The following is an 18,659-nucleotide window of genomic DNA, read 5'->3' on the forward strand; positions in this document are numbered from 1 at the left end:
AGCCCGTCACCCCCACGCCGACCGGCAACACCGGCGCCCTCACCTCCGCGGACACTGCGCCGACCGGGGCGCCTGCCTCCGCGGACAGCGCGCCGACCGGAGCGCCTGCCTCCGCGGCCAGTGCGCCGACCAGGGTGCCTGCCTCCGCGGCGAGCGCGCCGACCGGCAGCCTCGCCGCCGCGGACACTGCCATGTCCGGCGCGGCACATGCTGCCGATGACATCAGGCTGGCGGACTTCACCACCCTGCGGATCGGCGGGCCCGCCGATCACCTGGTCGAGGTGACCACCGAGCAGGACCTGATCGACGCGATCCGCGAGGCAGACGCAGCGGCTCAGCCGGTACTGCTGCTGTCCGGCGGCAGCAACGTGGTGATCGGCGACGAGGGTTTCCGCGGCACCGTCATCAAGATCGCCACCCGCGGCATCCGGGTCGACGCCGACGCCTGCTCCGGCGCGATGGTCCACGTTCAGGCGGGCGAAGACTGGGACGCCTTCGTCCAGCGCGCGATCTCCGAGGAGTGGAGCGGCCTGGAGTCGATGTCCGGCATCCCCGGGCTGACCGGCTCCACCCCGGTCCAGAACGTCGGCGCCTACGGCTACGAGGTGGCCGAGACGATCGCGTCGGTCCGCGTCTGGGACCGGGTCGACAACGCGGTCCGCACGATCTTCGCCGCGGACTGCGGTTTCTCCTACCGCAACTCACGCTTCAAGGCCGACCCCACCCGGTACGCCGTCCTGGAGGTCGCCTTCCAGCTCCCCCTCGGCGACCTCTCCGCCCCGATCGGGTACGCCGAACTGGCTCGCGTCCTCGGCGTCGAGCCCGGCTCCCGCGCCCCGATGACCGAGGTCCGCGAGGCGGTCCTCAGCCTGCGCGGCGGCAAGGGCATGGTGCTCGACCCCGCCGACCACGACACCTGGAGCGCCGGCTCCTTCTTCACCAACCCGCTGCTCGACACCACGGCCGAAGTACCGGCCGGTGCCCCGCAGTGGCCCCAGCCCGACGGCCGCGTGAAGACCAGCGCCGCCTGGCTGATCGAACACGCCGGCGTGGCCAAGGGCTTCACCATCGGCGACGCCGCCGTCTCCACCAAACACACCCTCGCCCTCACCAACCGCGGCAACGCCACCGCCAAAGAACTGCTCGCCCTGGCCACCCACGTCCGCACCCAGGTCCAGCACGCCTTCGCCATCACCCTGGTCAACGAACCCGTCCTGGTGAACTGCAGCCTCTGAACACAACGACAGGCAGTAGTACCTTTCGGCCGCCGGCCTCCCGCTCACTTACGGCGCACCACCTCGGCCAAAGCCCACTACTGCCTGTCGCTATGTACGCCTGTGGACAACCCAAAGCACTCCAGCGCTGAAACCGGCACCATCTGCGGGTGGAATCAATCCCGGAGGTCCTGGCGAGCAACCAGGGCCAGGCCACCTTCGCCGAGTTGAGATCCACGACCTCACGTCGTGGACTCAGCTCGGCTGTGCAGAGTGGAGCGATCGAGCGCCTGACGCGTGGGCTCTACACCCTGCCCGCACCGCCGACGGACAAGCAGGTCGCGCTCGCCTACGACGGTGTGGTTTCCCACCTGAGCGCAGCGGTCGCGTGGGGACTTCCGGTTTGTGCAACGCCGGCCAAGCCGCACATCACCGTCCCGCGCAAACGCCGGCCGAAGCAGGGGCCGCCCGCGGTGATGCACTGGGCCCCGATCGCCAGCGAGGACTTTGAGGCGCGGGTGACCTCGGTCCTGCGCACGGTCCTGGACTGCGCGCGGAGCCTTCCTTTCGACGAGGCGCTGGCAGTTGCTGACGGCGCCTTGAACAAGGGGCTGATGCTGGAGGCCGACTTCACCAAGGCAGCAGACGCCATGCGAGGTCCCGGCCGGCCTAATGCTCGCCGAGTGGCCGCGGCCGTGCACGGGGGTGCCGCCAGTTTCCTCGAGTCGATGCTGCGCGCCCTGCTGCTCACCGAGCAGATCGACGGGTTCGAGCCGCAGCTCGAGGTCGAGACCGGATCGTCGCTGCTGCGGGTCGATCTAGGTCATCAAGTGGCCCGGATCGCGTTGGAGGCGGAGGGTTTCGCCTTCCACGGCTCGAGCAGTGATTTCGCCGCGGACTGCCGTCGGTACGACGAACTGGTGGCGGCCGGTTGGCTGGTCCTGCGATTCGCCTTCTGGCACGTGCTGGCCGAGCCTGCGTGGGTGGCCGGGATGATTCGCGCGGTGCTGCTGCAGCGCCTCGGCGTACAGAGCGACAGGAAGTAGTCGGTCTTTCCGGTACTGCGTACTGCCGGCTGAGCGGCGCGTTGGCGACTGACAGCTACTACTGCCTGTCGCTGTGCACGGTCACGCGGAGATGGTGTGATCCAGCGGGCTGCGGACGGTGGCGGGGGAGCGGATGAACTCGCGGATGCTGTCGTGCAGGAACTGGGAGCGGGGGTCCTTGGCGTAGCGGGTGGTGCGGGTGAGGGCGGCGGCTTCGCTGATGCGGTGGATCAGCGGGCGCATCCTGTACTCCGTTCCGGTGGCGAGGACCGGGGTGAGGCATTCCTTGGCGCCGTCAAGCTCGCCGAGGATGAGGTGGGCCTTGACCTGCTGCAGGCGGGCCATTCGTTCGGAGCCGGGGTTGCGGAGCGCGTGCGGGGCGGCCTCGAAGAGTGCGACGCTGCGGTCGGCGTGCTCCAGGGTCAGGTTCGCGTCGCCGAGGGAGAGGTGGGTGTCCGACCAGATGCCGGCCGCGCGCTCCGGCGTGCAGAGGAAGAGACCGCCGACCTCGGAGGTGGACGGGCTCGGGGTGGTGCGCTCGGCGCGGGTCAGGGCGGCGCGGGCCTCGTCGGAGCGGCCTGCGCGGGCCAGATCCAGGGCGGCCGCGGAGGCCAGGAACAGTGCCGACGTGCCGTTGGCGTACTGCAGGCCGTCGAGGGCGAAGTCGGTGGCGCGGCCGATGTCGTCCTGCCAGAAGGCGATGGTGTGCTGGGTCGCCCGGACCCAGGCGCGGAGTTCGTTGTCGCCGGAGGCGTCGGCGCAGGCCCACGCCGTTCGGGTGTGGCTCTCCGCGACGTCCATCCGGCCGAGGTCGACCGACATCCAGCCGAGCAGCGCCAGCGCCCAGCCGGCCGCGGAGTACAGGTCGCGGGTCTGCCGCGGTGGCTGCCGGCCGGCGAGCAGCCGGAAGGCGCGGTCACGGATCACGATGCTGCGCTGGAACAGCGGTTTGGTCGGCACCTTGAGGTAGTTCTGGGCGATCCGCCGGATGTCCGCGTGCAACTGCTCGACGGTGAGGCCGCCGACGTTGGACTCCTCGGCCAGGGCGAGCATCGAGATCGACTGGTCGGCGGAGTCGATCAGCTCGTCCTCCATCCCGGCCATCGAGCAGCTCAGCTCGGGCGCCAGTGGCCCCGCCGTACCGGGTGGGCTGAAGCCGAGCTCGAGGTCGGTCTCGACCCGCAGCACCTCCCGCAGGCCGGCCCGGTACTGCGCGCCCGGCCAGCGGACCGCGCCGCGCTCGAGCTTGGCGATGTAGTGGCCGTCCAAGTCGTACCTGGTGTCGGTGGTCGCCCAGAGCCAGGCGCAGACCGCCTCGGCAAGCTCCGCGCGGGACAGGTGCGCGCCCGGAGTACCGGGGGAGGGGGTCCGCTCCCGGGCGGCTCGCAGTAACTCGTTCGGCTCTGACATGACGGCAACTGTAGAGCTCCGGACACGCTCTGTGACCGGCTTGGAGGCCGCTGTGGACATCTGCCCCGAACTGCCCCGCGCTGCCCCGAGCTGCCCCGATTCCCTGCCCCGCATAGGCTTTGGCGATGGTCGAAGAAGCAGTGACGACGTTGCGCGCGGAGCTGGGCCGGTTCGGCCGGGCCGAAGAAGCCTTCGCGCTGCTGGAGACCTTCCTCGAGGTGGCCAGGCCCCGGCTGGAGTCCGCGCTGCTGGATCCCCGGGTGCTGCACCTGCCCGACCTGATGACCGACGACCGGGCCGTGGTGCAGGGACTGATCGATGCCATCGGCAACGAAATGGTGCCGCGTCGACGGCTGGCCGTTCCCGAGCGCGCCTTCGATCTCGACGACCCGCAGGCGCGCTGGGACTTCACCCGGCTGGCCTACTGCTCCAACCTGGCCACCGTCTGGAACCATCGCCGGCGGACCACGTACTTCGAGGTGTCGACCATGAGCCGGGCGACGTACTGGTTGCCGGAAAGCCTGAAGACGCAGTACTTCGACGCGATCGCCGCCAAAGGCTGGGCGGTCCCCGCGGAGTGGCTGACCGCCGTCGCGAAGACCCCCAAGCCCTGGTGGCGACGCTTCTGAAGTGCGGCGCTCCTAGACCGCGGGCAGCTTCTCCAGCGCCCGGGCGACCGACGCCTGCAGTTCGGCGTCGTCCCAGGCCCGGTCGGTCATCATGCCGGACAGATAGGCGTCGTACGCCGCCAGGTCGAGATGCCCGTGCCCGCACAGTGCGGTCAGGATGACCTTCTCCTCGCCGGACTCCTTGCAGCGTTGGGCTTCGTCGATCGCCGCGGCCAGCGCGTGCGTCGGCTCGGGGGCCGGCACGATGCCCTCCGTACGCGCGAACAGCAGCCCGGCCGCGAAGCACTCCGACTGCGGTTTGGCGATCGCCTCGATCTCACCCGTCTCGTAGAGATGGCTGATCAGCGGGCTCATCCCGTGGTAGCGCAGTCCGCCGGCATGGATCGGGTCGGGAACGAAGTCGTGCCCGAGGGTGTGCATCTTCATCAGCGGCGTCAGCCCGATCGCGTCGCCGAAGTCGTAGGCGTAGGTGCCCTGGGTCAGCGTCGGGCAGGCCTCCGGCTCGACGGCCCGGACGACGGGCGACATCCGCCCGGCCCACTTCTCCCGCAGGAACGGGAAGGCGAGCCCGCCGAAGTTCGAGCCGCCGCCGGTGCAGCCGACCAGCACGTCCGGCGTCTCGCCGACCATCGCCAGCTGCATCAGCGCTTCCTCGCCGATGACCGTCTGGTGCAGCAGCACGTGGTTGAGCACACTGCCCAGCGCGTAGTGCACGGTCGGGTCGGCGACCGCCATCTCGACCGCTTCGCTGATCGCGATCCCCAGCGAACCAGTGCTACCGGGGGTCTCGGCGAGGATCTTCCGGCCGGCCTCGGTCAGTCCTGACGGACTCGCGTGCACGGTCGCCCCGAACACCTCCATCATCGTTCGCCGGTACGGCTTCTGGTCGTACGACGCCCGCACCTGCCAGACCTCGCAGTCCAGCCCGTACTGCGCGCAGGCGAACGCGAGCGCCGTTCCCCACTGACCGGCGCCGGTCTCCGTGGTGAGCTTCCGGATGCCCGCCTTCGCGTTGTAGTACGCCTGCGGCACGGCGGTGTTCGGCTTGTGCGAGCCGGCCGGCGAGCCACCCTCGTACTTGTAGTAGATCCGCGCCGGCGTATCGAGCGCCTTCTCCAGCCGGTGCGCCCGGTAGAGCGGACTCGGCCGCCACAACCGGTAGACGTCGAGCACCTCACCCGGGATGTCGATGTACTGCTCCTGCGACACCTCCTGCGCGATCAGGTCCATCGGGAACAGCGGAGCCAGGTCCTCCGGCCCGACCGGCTGCCTGGTGCCGGGATGCAGCACCGGCGGCGGTGGCGTGGGCAGGTCGTGCAGCACGTTGTACCAGCGAGTCGGCAGCTCGTCCTCGGGCAGCAGGATCTTCGTCGGCGTCATGCACGCAAAGTAAGGCCTACCCGGGCCTTGGTCTAGGGCGTCGGAACGGGCTGTGGAAAACCTGCTGTTTCCGGTACTCCGAGCCACTGGTCGATCTCGCTCAGCAGGCTCTTCTGTACTGCGGGAGGCGCGGTCGAGGCGAGCACCGAGCCGCGGGCCAGACCGGCCAGCTCGGCGTCGCTGAAGCCGTGCACGGCACGAGCCGTCTCGTACTGCTCGGCGAGCCGGGACCCGAACAGCAGCGGGTCGTCCGCGCCCAGCGCGATCTTCGCGCCCGACTCGTACAACTGCCGCAGCGGCACGTCCTCGGCGCGTTGATAGACCCCCAGCGACACGTTGGAGGCCGGGCAGACCTCCAGCGCGACGCCTGCGTCCACCACGCGCTTGAGCAACTCAGGATCCTCGACCGAGCGCACGCCGTGCCCGATCCGCCCGGCGCCGAGCTCGTCCAGGCAGGTCCGCACCGTCGCGGGCCCACACAGCTCACCACCGTGCGGTACGGCGAGAAGCCCCGCCTCCCGCGCGATCCGGAAGGCCGGGGCGAACTCCGACGTGGTGCCGCGGCGTTCGTCGTTCGACAGGCCGAAGCCGACCACCCCACGACCCACGTACTGCGCGGCGAGCCGGGCCAGCGTCCTGGCGTCGAGGGGATGTCTGGTCCGGTTGGCGGCGATCACGACCTGAACCGTGATCCCGGTGCTCGCGGTGGCGTCCCGGGCGGCGTCCAGGACCAGGTCGGTGAACTCGGTGATGCCACGGAAGCGGCCGGCGTACCCGGACGGATCGACCTGGATCTCGAGCCAGCGCGAACCGTCGGCCCGATCGTCCTCGGCGGCCTCGCGGACCAGCCGGCGGACGTCCTCCTCGGTGCGCAGGACCGACCGGGCGACGTCGTACAGGCGCTGGAATCGGAACCAGCCGCGCTCGTCGGCGGCGGACAGGTCCGGTGGCCACTCGGTGCGCAGCGCGTCGGGCAGCCGCACGCCGTGCTTGTCGGCCAGCTCGACCAGGGTGAGGTGCCGCATCGACCCGGAGAAGTGCAGGTGCAGGTGGGTCTTCGGCAGCAGCCGCAGGTCCCGATCCGTCATCACAGAAGGTTACCGACAGACCGCCCGGAGACGAAAACCGGGCGGTCCGTCAGGAAGCCGATCAGCTGAGCAGCTTGGTGATGCGGGCGACGCCCTCGGTCAGGTCGGCGTCGCCGAGGGCGTAGGACAGGCGCAGGTAGCCGGGGGCACCGAAGGCCTCGCCGGGAACGACCGCCACCTCGGCCTCGTCCAGGATGATCGCGGCCAGCTCGGTCGAGGTGTTCGCGACCTTGCCGTTGATCTCCTTGCCGAGCAGACCCTTGACCGACGGATAGGCGTAGAACGCGCCGGTCGGCTCCGGGCACTCGACGCCGGGGATCTCGTTCAGCAGCTGGACCATCAGCTTGCGGCGCCGGTCGAAGGCGAGCTTCATCTCGTCGACGGCGCTCAGGTCGCCGGTCAGCGCGGCGATCGCGGCGCGCTGGGCGATGTTGCAGACGTTCGAGGTCTGGTGCGACTGCAGGTTCGTCGCGGCCTTGATGACGTCCTTCGGGCCGATCATCCAGCCGACCCGCCAGCCGGTCATCGCGTAGGTCTTGGCGACGCCGTTCAGGACGACGGTCCGGTCGGCCAGCTCCGGTACGGCGACCGGCAACGACGTCGACTTGGTGTCGCCATAGGTGAGGTGCTCGTAGATCTCGTCGGTGATCACCCAGATGTCGTGCTCGAGGGCCCAGCGGCCGATCGCCTCGATCGCCTCGGGGGAGTCGACCGCGCCGGTCGGGTTGGACGGCGAGCAGAACAGCAGCGCCTTCGTCTTCTCGGTCCGGGCCGCCTCGAGCTGCTCGACGGTGACCAGGTAGTTCTGGCTCTCGTCGGCCAGCACCTCGACCGGTACGCCGCCGGCCAGCTGGATGGTCTCGGGGTACGTGGTCCAGTACGGCGCCGGCAGCAGCACCTCGTCGCCCGGGTCGAGCAGTGTGGCGAAGGTGTTGTAGACCGCGTGCTTGCCGCCGTTGGTCACCAGGACCTGCGACGCCTCGATCTGGTAGCCGGAATCCCGCTTCGTCTTGTCGACGATGGCCTGCTTGAGCTCCGGCAGACCACCCGCCGGGCTGTAGCGGTGGTTCTTGGGATCGCGGGCCGCCGCGACGGCGGCCTCGACGATGTAGTCCGGGGTCGGGAAGTCCGGCTCACCGGCGCCGAAGCCGATGACCGGGCGACCGGCCGCCTTGAGGGCCTTCGCCTTCGCGTCGACAGCGAGGGTGGCCGATTCACTGATTGCACCGATACGTGCGGAGATGCGGGAGACCATGGGCCCATCCTGGCACTGCCCGCCCGGTGGTCACACCCGGGTATCGCCAGGTGACCGGAACCATGCCGGGCCCCCCGGCGTTGCAAGGTCCGTGGAGACGGTAAGGTTCTGCCCGCAGTACGACGTCCGGCCCGAAGTCCACGGAGGAACACCGCCGTGGCGGGGACCCGGAGCATCCTGGGGCTCAGTTCGACCAGGTGGCCCCGACCCCGTACACTCTTCTAGTCCGGGCGTTGATGGCCCTGACTCGGCATGCCCGAGATCAGGTCCGGCGGCGTTCGGAACTTTGCAGAGGGCACTAGCTCAACTGGCAGAGCATCGGTCTCCAAAACCGAAGGTTGGGGGTTCAAGTCCCTCGTGCCCTGCAAATCCTGACCGGCAACTCGCCGGACAGGCCGCCGCTAGCGAAAGAGGTAGGTCGTGACGGAGACGCGCACCCCGGCACCGTCCGGCGCCGGCAAGCCTGCGGAGAGCAAGTCGGGCAACCGGCTGCTGCGTTTCTACCGCCAGGTGGTCGCCGAGCTCCGCAAGGTGGTCTGGCCGACCCGCAAGCAGCTGTCGACGTACTTCGTGGTCGTGCTGACCTTCGTGGTGTTCGTGATCGCGATCGTGTCGGTGCTCGACCTCGCCTTCGGCTGGGCGATGTTCAAGGTCTTCGGCTGACGCTCCAGCCGCCTGAACCACCTGCCGGAGTCCACCCGGTTCCACACCCGATGCACAGATGACGGAGTACAACGTGTCCGACCAGCGCGACGACGAGGTCCTCGACGTGGAGGACGAGTTCGACGTATCCGCTGACTCCGGCGACGAAATCGAGCTCGACCTGGGTTTCGACGACTCCGACGACGATGACGATGACGACGACGACCTGTTCGCGGACCTCGAGGTGGAGGTCGACGCCGACGAGGACGACGTACCGGTCGCGGCGGACGCCGAGTACGTGGCCGACGACGAGGCCGAGGACGGCATCGCCGACCCGGACGACTCCGACGACGAGCCGGTGGTCGCGGTAGCGGCCGCTGACGCCGACGAGGACGACGCCACCGACGAGCCGGCCGGCGAGACGGCGTCCGACGACAGCGCCGAGCCGGAGTCCGAGGTCGACGCGGTCGTCTTCTCCTCCGCCGGTGACGACGCCGCCGAGGCCGACTACGACAGCGCCGACGACGAAGAGGACGAAGCCGAAGAGGCGGAGCCGGCCGAGCCGGTCGACCCGCTGGAGGAGCTGCGCAGCACGCTGCGCTCCCAGATCGGCGACTGGTACGTGGTGCACACGTACTCAGGGATGGAGAACCGGGTCAAGGGCAACCTCGAGAACCGGATCAACTCCCTGAACATGGAGGACTTCATCTTCGAGATCGTCGTGCCGACCGAAGAGGTCGCCGAGATCAAGAACGGGCAGCGCCGGATGGTGAAGCGCACCGTGCTTCCCGGGTACGTGCTGGTCCGGATGGACCTGACGGACGAGTCCTGGTCGACCGTGCGGCACACGCCGTCGGTGACCGGCTTCGTCGGGAACAGCCAGAAGCCCGTCCCGCTCAGCCTCGAAGAGGTCGAGAAGATGCTCGCTCCGGCCGTCGTGGCGGCGGCCGAGGCGGCGGCTGCCGAGACCGGTGCCGCACCCACCAAGACCGCGGCCAAGAAGAAGGTCGAGGTCGCCGACTTCGGTGTGGGCGACTCGGTCATGGTCGTCGACGGGCCGTTCGCGACCCTGCACGCCACCATCACGGAGATCAATGCCGACGCCCAGCGGATCAAGGCGCTGGTGGAGATCTTCGGCCGGGAGACCCCGGTGGAACTCAGCTTCAGCCAGATCCAGAAAGTCTAAGGACCCCAGAGAATGCCTCCGAAGAAGAAGATCGCTGCCCTCGTGAAGGTGCAGCTCCAGGCCGGCGCCGCGACTCCGGCCCCGCCGGTCGGTACCGCGCTCGGTCCGCACGGCGTCAACATCATGGAGTTCTGCAAGGCGTACAACGCCCAGACGGAATCCATGCGCGGAAACGTCGTACCGGTCGAGATCACCATCTACGAAGACCGCTCCTTCACGTTCATCACCAAGACGCCGCCGGCGCCGGAGATGATCAAGAAGGCCGCGGGCCTGCAGAAGGGTTCGGCCGTCCCGCAGAAGGACAAGGTCGGCAAGATCACCAAGGACCAGGTCCGCGAGATCGCCACCACCAAGATGCCCGACCTCAACGCGCGTGACATCGACGCCGCGATGAAGATCATCGAGGGCACCGCGCGCTCGATGGGCGTCACGATCGAGAAGTAGTACCTCTTTCCGGTTCACCTCGGTGAGCCAGCTGGAGTGGAAGGGCGAGCAGTTCGCCCATCAAGACCACAACGGACGACCAGTACCGTCCGCACACAGGAGAAGCAGAAATGGCACAACGCAGCAAGAGCTACCGCGCGATCGCGGAGAAGATCGACTTCGACCACCTGTACACCCCGCTGGAGGCCATCAAGCTGGCCAAGCAGGGTGCGACCGGCAAGAAGTTCAACTCGACCGTCGACGTCGCGATGCGGCTCGGGGTCGACCCCCGCAAGGCTGACCAGATGGTCCGCGGCACCGTGATCCTTCCGCACGGCACCGGCAAGACGGCACGGGTCCTCGTCTTCGCCACCGGTGAGAAGGCCGAGGCCGCACTGGCCGCCGGCGCCGACTTCGTCGGTGACGACGACCTGATCAAGAAGGTCACCGACGGCTGGCTCGACTTCGACGCCGTCGTCGCCACCCCCGACCTGATGGGCAAGGTCGGCCGGCTGGGCCGCGTGCTCGGCCCGCGTGGTCTGATGCCGAACCCGAAGACCGGTACGGTCACCCCTGACGTGACGAAGGCTGTCAACGACATCAAGGGCGGCAAGATCGAGTTCCGGGTCGACCGGCACGCGAACCTGCACTTCCTCATCGGCAAGGTCTCCTTCGACGAGGCCCAGCTGGTGGAGAACTACAGCGCCGCACTGGAGGAGATTCTCCGGCTGAAGCCCTCCAGCTCCAAGGGCCGCTACATCAAGAAGACCGTCGTCTCCACGACGATGGGCCCCGGTGTCCAGGTCGATCCGAACCTGACCCGCAACCTGCTCGAGGTGACCGAGGCCTGAGCCTCGCCGTCTCCCAGCGACACCACGAGAAGCCCCGGTCCCACGACCGGGGCTTCTCGCATGTCAACGGGACAACAGGTCCGGGGTGAGGTCGGCCAGGGTGGGGGAGCCGACGAGGCGCATCGCGTGTTCCAGCTCCGCGCCCAGCTCGGTCAGCAGGCGAGTCACTCCGGCGGCGCCGCCGACCGACAGCGCGTAGAGGGCGGGGCGGCCGAGGAGTACTGCGCGGGCGCCGAGCGCCAGGGCGGTGAGGACGTGTTCGCCGCGGCGGATGCCGCCGTCGATGTACAGCTCGGTGGAGGTGCCGGCGAGAGCGGCGGCGACCTCGGGAAGAGCTTGCGCGGTGGAGATGGCGCCGTCGAGTTGGCGGCCGCCGTGGTTGGAGACGATCACGCCGGCGGCGCCTGCTTCGGAACAGCGCTTGGCGTCGTCGCCGCGGAGGACGCCCTTGACCAGCACGGGCAGCCCGGTGCGTTCGGCGAGCCAGCCGATCACGTCGGGAGTGAGGTCGTCCGCCTTGGCGAGATCGGCGTCGGTGTACTCGCCCGGATCGAGGTTGGCCAGCAGGTCACCCGGCCGGATCACCTCCCAGACGGTCGGCCCGTCGTCCTCCTTGCGCCCGACCACCGGAGTGTCAGCAGTCAGTACGACGGCGCGCGCACCTGCCGCGACCGCCGCGTCGAGCATCCGCAAGGTCACCTCGCGGTTCTTCACCACATAGATCTGCAGCCACCACGGCGCACCCGTCGCACCGAGGTCGGCGAACGCAGTACCGGCGTTGCTGGAGACTCCGAGCACCGAACCGGCCGCGGCGACTCCGGCCGCCATCGCCGCCTCGCCACCCGGATCAGCCTGCCGTTGCAGTGTTGTCGGAGCAACCAGCACCGGTACGGCGACCGGCGTACCGAGCACGGTCGTCGAGATGTCCACCGTCGACACGTCCGTCAGCACGCGGGGACGGAGCCGGTACGAGCTCCACGCAGCTGTTGCCTCCGCGGCGCTGATCCCGCCGGCGGAGCCCTGCCGGAAGTACCGATACACGGCCTCGGGCAGTTTCTCGGCAGCGGCCGCTTCCAGACCGTCGATCCATCGCATGGGACCAGATCCTTCCACCTCAGGGTATTCTGGGTCTCGTGAGTTACCACGGGCAGCGATTTCCGCGCCCCGGCCGGCACAGTGGTGCCGACGGGGTGAGCTGCTGCTGCGCTCTCTCCTGAGGTGACCGCGGCCGGTCGGGGTGTGTTCTCCCTCGGACCCGCTGCTCACAGGAGAGATAACCCATGGCCGTACTCACTGCCGAAGAACTGAACTCCACCCTCGCCCTGCGCGACCTGGCCGATCCGGCCCAGGGCCCGCACGCGATCCAGCTGATCGTCGACCAGCTCCGTACCGCGCTCGGCCAGGCCTGGCCGTCCACGGATGCCTGGGCCCGCCGCGACCATCCGGTCGTCTCGCTGGCCGACAACTACGACAATCTCGGGTACGCCGCCGGCGCCGTCACCCGCGAAGAGCGCTACACCCGCTACGCGTCGGCCGGGCAGGTCCTGCGCAGTCACACCTCCGCGATGATCCCGCCCGCGCTGCGCGAACTGGCCACCTCCGACGCTTCCGACGTCCTGATGGTCTGCGCCGGCATCTGCTACCGGCGCGACTCTGTCGACTGGCAGCACACCGGTACTCCGCACCAGCTGGACCTCTGGCGGATCAGCCGCAACGTCACGCTCGGAGAGCCCGAACTGGAGGGCATGATCGCCAAGCTGGTCGAGACGGTGCTGCCGGGCAGGATCTATCGCACGGTGCCGGCCGTACATCCGTACACGACCCATGGCCGGCAGATCGACGTGCTGCTCGACGATCAGTGGATCGAGATCGGCGAGTGCGGAGTCGCCGCTCCCGCCGTACTGCGCGGGGCCGGTCTCGACGAGAGCTGGACCGGCCTCGCGATGGGATCCGGTCTCGACCGGCTTCTGATGCTGCGCAAGGGGATCCACGACATCCGGTTGCTCAGAGCAACGGATCCGCGGGTGGCCGGGCAGATGCTGGACCTCTCGCCGTACCGGCCGGTCTCGGCGATGCCCGCCGTCCGCCGGGATCTGTCGATCGTGGTCGGTCCGGAGGTCGACCTGTCGGCCGAGCTGCTCGGGGATCGTGTGCGCGACGCGCTGGGAATCGACGCGGACGCGGCTGAGTCCGTCGAGCTCCGCAGCGAGACCGCGTACGCCGATCTCCCGGTGGCCGCTCGTGAACGCCTCCAGCTCACTCCGGGCCAGCGCAACGTGCTGATCCGGCTGATCCTTCGGCCGCTCGACCGGACCCTGACCGATACCGAGGCCAACGAGTTGCGTGATCGGGTCTACGCGGCGCTGCACGAGGGACGCGTGCTGGAACTGATCGGCCAGTAGGGATCCGTCGAGCCGAGCCCACCAGTGATGGGCTCGGCTCGACGGCCGCCTAGATGATGACCCAGAGCAGCGACGCCATCCCGAAGCCGACCAGGGACAGCACGGTTTCCAGGACCGACCAGGTCAGCAGGGTCTCCTTGACGGTCATGTTGAAGTACTTCGCGACGATCCAGAAGCCGCCGTCGTTGACGTGGCTGAGGATGATCGAACCGGCGCAGATGGCCGCCGCGATCAGCGCCAGGTGCGCCTGGGAGTAGCCCTCGTTCACGAGCAGCGGACCGACGATGCCGCCGGTCGTCACGATCGCCACGGTCGCCGAGCCCTGCGCGATCCGCAGGCCGCACGAAATGACGTAGGCGAGCAGCAGCACCGGAAGCCCCGCGCTGGACAGGCTCTTGGCCAGCGCGGCACCGACGCCGGTGGCGGAGATGACCGCGCCGAAGAACGCCCCCGCGCCGACCACCAGCAGGATCATGCCGACCGGCTTGAGCGAGTTGCTGCTCAGTTCGCTGAACTCCGCGTTCGTCATGCCGCGCCGGACACCGAGCAGGTAGTAGGCCAGCAGTACGGCGATCAGCAGCGCGACGGCCGGCGTACCGAGGAAGGTGAGCACGCTGAGCAGATCGCGGTCCGGGTCCAGCAGCAGGGTGCCGAAGGTCGCGCCGAGGATCAGCAGCAGCGGCAGCAGGATGACCGACATCACCAGGCCGAGCGACGGTTCCGGCCGCTCCTCGGCGCCGTCGTCGGCGACCAGGAACTCGTCCGGAACGCTGACCGGCACTCGCGGGGCGATGTAGAGCGGCCAGAGGACCCCGGCCACGGCGAAGGCGGGCAGTCCGCAGGCCAGGCCGATGATGATGAGCCAGCCCATGTCGACGTGCAGGAGTCCCGCGACGGCGGTCGGGCCGGGGTGCGGTGGCAGGAAGGCGTGGGTCATCGACAGCCCGGCGAGCACCGGCAGGGCGTAGAGCACCAGCGACTTGCCGCCGCGCTTCGCCGCGACGTACACGAGCGGGGCGAGCACGAAGATGCCGATGTCGAAGAAGACCGGGATGCCGAAGATGACGCCGACCAGGCCCATCGCGATCGGGGTGCCCTTCGGGCCGAACAGCTTCAGCAGCCGGCGGCTGAGCACGTCGGCGCCCCCGGACTTCTCCAGCAGCGCGCCGAGCACGGTGCCGAGCCCGATGATCACCGCGATGTGACCGAGGATGCCGCCGAACCCCTTCTCCAGCACCGAGTCGCTCGACTTGAGCGCGGTACCGACGATGGTTCTGACGTTCAGCCCGGCCGCCAGCGCCAGGAACAGGCCGGTCGCCAGCAGCGAGATGAACGGTTCGAGCTTGATCTTGATGATCAGGAAGAGCAGCAACGCGATGGCCAGCAGACACAGCAGCAGCAGACCTGCCGTGTCGTGGTGCAGCCAGTCGATGGCTCCGGACATGGGGACACTCCGAGGGATGGGGACAGCGGATGGGGCAGGTGCTCAGCTCAACGCGGCGCAGAAGGCCTTGGCGTTGGCGGTGATCCGGGGCCAGTCGGCGGCGGTGATGTCGGTGGGGGAGACGACATCGGTCCCGGCGCTGACCGCGAGCGCGCCGGCCTCGAGGAACTGCTTCGCGTTACCCGCGTTGACGCCACCGGAGGGCACCAGCGGGACCCCGGGGAACGGGCCGTTCAGGTCTTTCAGGTACTTCGGGCCGAGGTGGTGCGCGGGGAAGATCTTGACCGCGTCAGCGCCCAGCGCCAAAGCAGTCATCACCTCGGACGGCGTGAAAGAGCCCAACACGACAGGGATTCCAGCGTCCTGCGCGGCCTTGACGATCTCGGCCGCCTCCGGACCCTGGCCGGGCGTGACCAGGAACGCGGCGCCCGCGTCCACCGCCGAGCGCGCCTGGGCGGCGGTCTGCACGGTGCCCGCGCCGACCACGGCTCCGGTGTCACCCGAGGCCGCCCGCTCCAGGTGCCTGGGCAGGTCCGGCGTGGTGAAGGTCAGCTCGATCACATGGATGCCGCCGGCAACGAGTGCGGAGCACAGGTCGCGCGCGTCGTCGAGCGCCGGCGCCCGTACGACGCTCAGCACCCGGTCGGCACGGAGCAGGTCAAGGGTGGTCATCTGGTTCCTTCCAGGGAGGTACGGCGGATCGCGCGGCCGGGCAGGGCGTCGGTGCGGTGGCCGTCGTCGATGACGGGCACCCCGCCGACCAGCACCCAGGGGATGCCTTCGGCCTGCTGACGGGGGTGGTCGAAGGTGGCGGTGTCCCGCACCCCGGCGGGGTCGAAGAGCACCAGGTCCGCGTGGTACCCCTCGCGCACCAGCCCACGGTCGACCAGTCGCAGTCGCTGCGCGGGACGCCCGGTCAGGTGGTGGATGCAGTCGGCCAGCTCGAGCACGCCGAGGTCGCGGACGTAGTGGGCGAGGTAGCGGGGGAACGTGCCCCAGGCCCGCGGATGGGGTTTGCCGCCGACCAGGATCGCGTCCGAACCACCGGTGTGGGTCGGGTGCTCCATGATCGCCTGCACGTTCTCCTCGTGGCCGACGTGCTGCAGGATGGTGGTCGCCAGGTTGTCGCGGATCAGCAGGTCGAAGAACACCTCGGTGGGCGCCTGACCCGAGGCCGCCGCGAGCGCCGCGACGGTGTGGCCGACCGCGCTGTTCAGCTCCGGGTTCTTCACCCCGCCGATCTCGATGGTGTTCCAGTCGGTCACGCAGCCGTGGCAGCCGTCGGTGCCGACCTGCTCCAGCTCGTAGCCGATCCGGTCGCGGTCGGCCGGATCGGACAGCCGGGCGATCAGCGCGTCGGCGCCGCCCTCCGCGCTCCAGCTCGGCAGGATCGCCGACAAGGTCGTTGCGCCAGGCAAGTAAGGGTAGGTGTCGGTGGTGATGTCGACGCCGTCGGCGAGGGCCTGGTCGATCATCGCGAGCAGGTCGACGCCACGGCCCTTGTTCGGCTCGAAGTTCATCGTCGCGTGGGTCAGGTGCAGCGCGCACCCCGACAGGCGCGCGATCTCGACCATCTCGCCGTACGCCTCCAGAGCGCCCTTGCCGTACGAGCGCTGGTGCGGGCTGTAGTAGCCGCCGTACTCCGCGACGACCTTGCACAGCTCGACGAGCTCACTGGTACCGGCGAACATGCCGGGCGTGTAGGTGAGCCCACTGCTCATCCCGACAGCACCCTGCTGCAGGCCTTCGGCGAGCAGCCGCTTCATCTCGGCCAGCTCGGCCGCGGTCGCCGGCCGGTTCTCGGTGCCGACCACCATCATCCGCAGCGTGCCCTGCGGAACCAGGTACGCCGCGTTGCAGGCGATGCCCTGGTCGAGCCGGTCCAGATAGCCCACCACCGTCGACCAGGAGAAGTCGAAGTCGTCCGGCTCTCCGTTCCAGCCCGCGATCTGCCGCCGGACGGCGACCCGGGTGACGTCGTCGATCGGCGCGAACGACAGTCCGTCCTGACCGAGCACCTCCAGCGTGACCCCCTGACTGACCTTCGCCGTGTGGTCGGGGTTCGCCAGAATCTGCAGGTCGGAGTGCGCGTGCATGTCGATGAAGCCGGGCGCGACGATCAGGCCGGTGGCGTCGATGGTCCGGCCGGTCCGCGGTTCGCTGCCCGGCAGGTAGTTGCCAACAGCCACTATCCGGCCCTCGTCGACCACCACGTCGGCACGGATCCCGGCGCTACCGGAGCCGTCGACGACGGTGCCGCCGGTGATCAGCAGCGACCGGGGTGGGGCGGGGAAGGAATCGGGGCCGGTCATCAGAAGAAGGTCCGGATCAGGTCGACGACCACCGGGTCGTCGGCGTCGGGGTCGTCGACGACGGGGATCAGGCCCCACTTGTCGAACGCCGTACACGGATGCGAGAGGCCGACCCGCAACTCGTCGCCGATCACCAGCGGCGGCTCGCCGTCGGGGGAGAAGCGCAGGAAGCCGTGCTGGTCGTTGAGCTTGGTCACGGTCATCCCCTCGACCGGGCGGGCGTGCTCCGCAGCGGATCGCGGCCGGAGCAGCTGCGGCTCGGGAAGCCCTTCGTCATAAGGGAGATCGCGCTTGCCGGCGTCGAAGATCGCCAGTCCGGCTTCGGGTTGTGAGGAGATCCGGACCCAGCCGTGCATGGCGGGGACGAGCCTGTCGCCGTCCGTTCGCGGCGCCGAGCCCAGAGGTGAGATCCTGCGGTAGTAGCCGTCGTCGTGAGCGATGTACGCGCCGGACCGCAGTACGACGTGGGCGCCGTCCTTGGTGAGCGGAGCCAGGACCTGCGCCACCTGCTCGAAGTACGCGCTGCCACCCGCGCTGACCACAGGCACCACGTCTGCGTCGTACTGCAGGCCGGTGTGGACGGCAGCCAGGTCACGGAGATAGGAGCGGACGTGCTCGAGCCCCTCCTCGTCGGCGCCGTGCGCGATCGCTCCTTCGTAGCCGGCGACTCCTGCGAGCCGCAGTGTGGGCGCAGCGGCGATCGCGGCGCCGACGGCCAGGCCGGTCTCGACATCACGTGCGCCAGTGCGGCCGTTGGCTCCACCGACCTCCACCAGTACGTCGAGCGGCCGTGCGCCGGCGTCGACGTACGCCGACCTCGCGGCCTCCAGGAGCTCCACAGTGCGCACCGAGTCGGCCCACACCATCACCTCGAACGACGGATCGGCCGCGAGCTCGTCCGCGATCCACCGGAGTTGCAGCGGGGACACCACCGAATTGGCGACCATCACCCGGCTCACGCCGAAGGCCCGGGCGACGCCGAGCTGGAAGGCGTTCGCCAGGGTGATGCCCCAGGCGCCGGCTTCGAGCTGCTTGGCCCAGAGCGCGGGGGCCATGGTGGTCTTGCCGTGCGGCGCCAGCTGAACGCCGTGCTCGGCGCACCAGCGGGCGAGCGTCTCGACGTTGTGCTGCAGGCCGGGCGCGGAGAGAGTGAGAAGAGGCGTCGGCAGCTCCGACAGGCGGGGCTTGCCGGTCAGTACGTCGGCGACGGTCCGGCCCCAGAAGGCGGGTGGCAACGCCTTGTCCTGCCAGCTCACGGGCTGGTCGGCGAGGGCTGCGACGGCGGCGGCATCGTACGGAGCTGACATGACGTCCTCTGCACTCGGTTGCATTCTGCGCAACGTTCGTTGCGCATTCTGATGTATCGGTTGTAGCATC

The 18,659-nt window shown here is 69.3% G+C and carries 17 protein-coding genes and 1 tRNA gene; 9 read left to right on the top strand and 9 right to left on the bottom strand.

The features are described from left to right. Positions 1–191 precede the first annotated feature (191 nt). Both OX958_RS05875 and OX958_RS05880 read left to right on the top strand, forming a co-directional pair. Positions 192–1,235 (top strand): UDP-N-acetylmuramate dehydrogenase, encoded by a 1,044-nt coding sequence (locus OX958_RS05875; RefSeq protein WP_270139005.1) that lies wholly within the window; start codon positions 192–194, stop codon positions 1,233–1,235. A 149-nt stretch (positions 1,236–1,384) separates the two neighbouring features. Then, a complete protein-coding gene (locus OX958_RS05880) occupies positions 1,385–2,260 on the top strand; it encodes a type IV toxin-antitoxin system AbiEi family antitoxin domain-containing protein (RefSeq protein ID WP_270136143.1) in 876 nt (291 codons plus the stop codon). 81 nt (positions 2,261–2,341) lie between these two features. Here the strand turns inward: OX958_RS05880 and OX958_RS05885 are convergent, their stop codons facing one another. Beyond that, positions 2,342–3,670 carry a hypothetical protein gene (locus OX958_RS05885; RefSeq protein ID WP_270136144.1) on the bottom strand — a complete coding sequence of 443 codons (1,329 nt, stop codon included), beginning with the start codon at positions 3,668–3,670 and terminating at the stop codon, positions 2,342–2,344. Between the two features lie 125 nt (positions 3,671–3,795). Here OX958_RS05885 and OX958_RS05890 point away from each other — a divergent pair, with 125 nt between their 5' ends. Beyond that, a complete protein-coding gene (locus tag OX958_RS05890) occupies positions 3,796–4,299 on the top strand; it encodes a hypothetical protein (RefSeq protein WP_270136145.1) in 504 nt (167 codons plus the stop codon). A 12-nt stretch (positions 4,300–4,311) separates the two neighbouring features. Here the strand turns inward: OX958_RS05890 and OX958_RS05895 are convergent, their stop codons facing one another. The 3 genes from OX958_RS05895 to OX958_RS05905 all read right to left on the bottom strand — a co-directional run bounded on the left by OX958_RS05895 (position 4,312) and on the right by OX958_RS05905 (position 8,022). Beyond that, entirely contained in the window at positions 4,312–5,679 is a 1,368-nt protein-coding gene (locus OX958_RS05895) for a TrpB-like pyridoxal phosphate-dependent enzyme (protein ID WP_270136146.1), read from the bottom strand. Positions 5,680–5,711: 32 nt separating this feature from the next. Further along, positions 5,712–6,767 (bottom strand): adenosine deaminase, encoded by a 1,056-nt coding sequence (locus OX958_RS05900; protein ID WP_270136147.1) that lies wholly within the window; start codon positions 6,765–6,767, stop codon positions 5,712–5,714. Positions 6,768–6,828: 61 nt separating this feature from the next. Continuing rightward, on the bottom strand, positions 6,829–8,022 hold the full coding sequence (locus OX958_RS05905) for a pyridoxal phosphate-dependent aminotransferase (RefSeq protein WP_270136148.1): 1,194 nt from the start codon (positions 8,020–8,022) through the stop codon (positions 6,829–6,831). Between the two features lie 292 nt (positions 8,023–8,314). Here OX958_RS05905 and OX958_RS05910 point away from each other — a divergent pair. The 5 genes from OX958_RS05910 to rplA all read left to right on the top strand — a co-directional run bounded on the left by OX958_RS05910 (position 8,315) and on the right by rplA (position 11,124). Continuing rightward, positions 8,315–8,387: transfer RNA gene (locus OX958_RS05910), tRNA-Trp, on the top strand. A gap of 55 nt (positions 8,388–8,442) precedes the next feature. Next, complete coding sequence (secE, locus tag OX958_RS05915; RefSeq protein WP_270136149.1) at positions 8,443–8,685, top strand: preprotein translocase subunit SecE; 243 nt, start codon at positions 8,443–8,445, stop codon at positions 8,683–8,685. 58 nt (positions 8,686–8,743) lie between these two features. Next, positions 8,744–9,850 carry a transcription termination/antitermination protein NusG gene (nusG, locus tag OX958_RS05920; protein WP_270136150.1) on the top strand — a complete coding sequence of 369 codons (1,107 nt, stop codon included), beginning with the start codon at positions 8,744–8,746 and terminating at the stop codon, positions 9,848–9,850. A 12-nt stretch (positions 9,851–9,862) separates the two neighbouring features. After that, entirely contained in the window at positions 9,863–10,294 is a 432-nt protein-coding gene (gene rplK, locus OX958_RS05925; RefSeq protein WP_020388147.1) for a 50S ribosomal protein L11, read from the top strand. A 110-nt stretch (positions 10,295–10,404) separates the two neighbouring features. Then, positions 10,405–11,124: a 50S ribosomal protein L1 gene (gene rplA / locus OX958_RS05930; protein WP_270136151.1), complete on the top strand. Its 720-nt coding sequence runs from the start codon at positions 10,405–10,407 to the stop codon at positions 11,122–11,124. Positions 11,125–11,187: 63 nt separating this feature from the next. On the opposite strand, the gene OX958_RS05935 is transcribed toward rplA, so the two are convergent. Continuing rightward, positions 11,188–12,219, bottom strand: coding sequence for an alpha-hydroxy acid oxidase (locus OX958_RS05935; protein WP_270136152.1), 1,032 nt, complete (start codon positions 12,217–12,219; stop codon positions 11,188–11,190). A 185-nt stretch (positions 12,220–12,404) separates the two neighbouring features. Between OX958_RS05935 and srmL the strand changes: the two genes are divergently transcribed. Beyond that, a complete protein-coding gene (gene srmL, locus OX958_RS05940; RefSeq protein WP_270136153.1) occupies positions 12,405–13,526 on the top strand; it encodes a PheS-related mystery ligase SrmL in 1,122 nt (373 codons plus the stop codon). A gap of 49 nt (positions 13,527–13,575) precedes the next feature. Here srmL and OX958_RS05945 read toward each other — a convergent pair whose 3' ends face one another. Genes OX958_RS05945 through OX958_RS05960 form a run of 4 tightly spaced genes read right to left on the bottom strand, consistent with a single transcriptional unit; the run spans position 13,576 to position 18,589 of the window. Beyond that, on the bottom strand, positions 13,576–14,970 hold the full coding sequence (locus OX958_RS05945; RefSeq protein ID WP_270136154.1) for a GntP family permease: 1,395 nt from the start codon (positions 14,968–14,970) through the stop codon (positions 13,576–13,578). 42 nt (positions 14,971–15,012) lie between these two features. Further along, a complete protein-coding gene (locus OX958_RS05950) occupies positions 15,013–15,642 on the bottom strand; it encodes a bifunctional 4-hydroxy-2-oxoglutarate aldolase/2-dehydro-3-deoxy-phosphogluconate aldolase (RefSeq protein WP_270136155.1) in 630 nt (209 codons plus the stop codon). Next, entirely contained in the window at positions 15,639–17,282 is a 1,644-nt protein-coding gene (locus tag OX958_RS05955) for an N-acyl-D-amino-acid deacylase family protein (protein ID WP_270136156.1), read from the bottom strand. Before OX958_RS05955 ends, OX958_RS05950 begins: the two co-directional genes overlap by 4 nt. Then, a complete protein-coding gene (locus tag OX958_RS05960; protein ID WP_270136157.1) occupies positions 17,282–18,589 on the bottom strand; it encodes an alanine racemase in 1,308 nt (435 codons plus the stop codon). The genes OX958_RS05955 and OX958_RS05960 overlap by 1 nt, the downstream gene beginning before the upstream one ends. Positions 18,590–18,659: the final 70 nt, after the last annotated feature.

The organism is Kribbella sp. CA-293567, from assembly GCF_027627575.1.
Lineage (GTDB): Bacteria > Actinomycetota > Actinomycetes > Propionibacteriales > Kribbellaceae > Kribbella.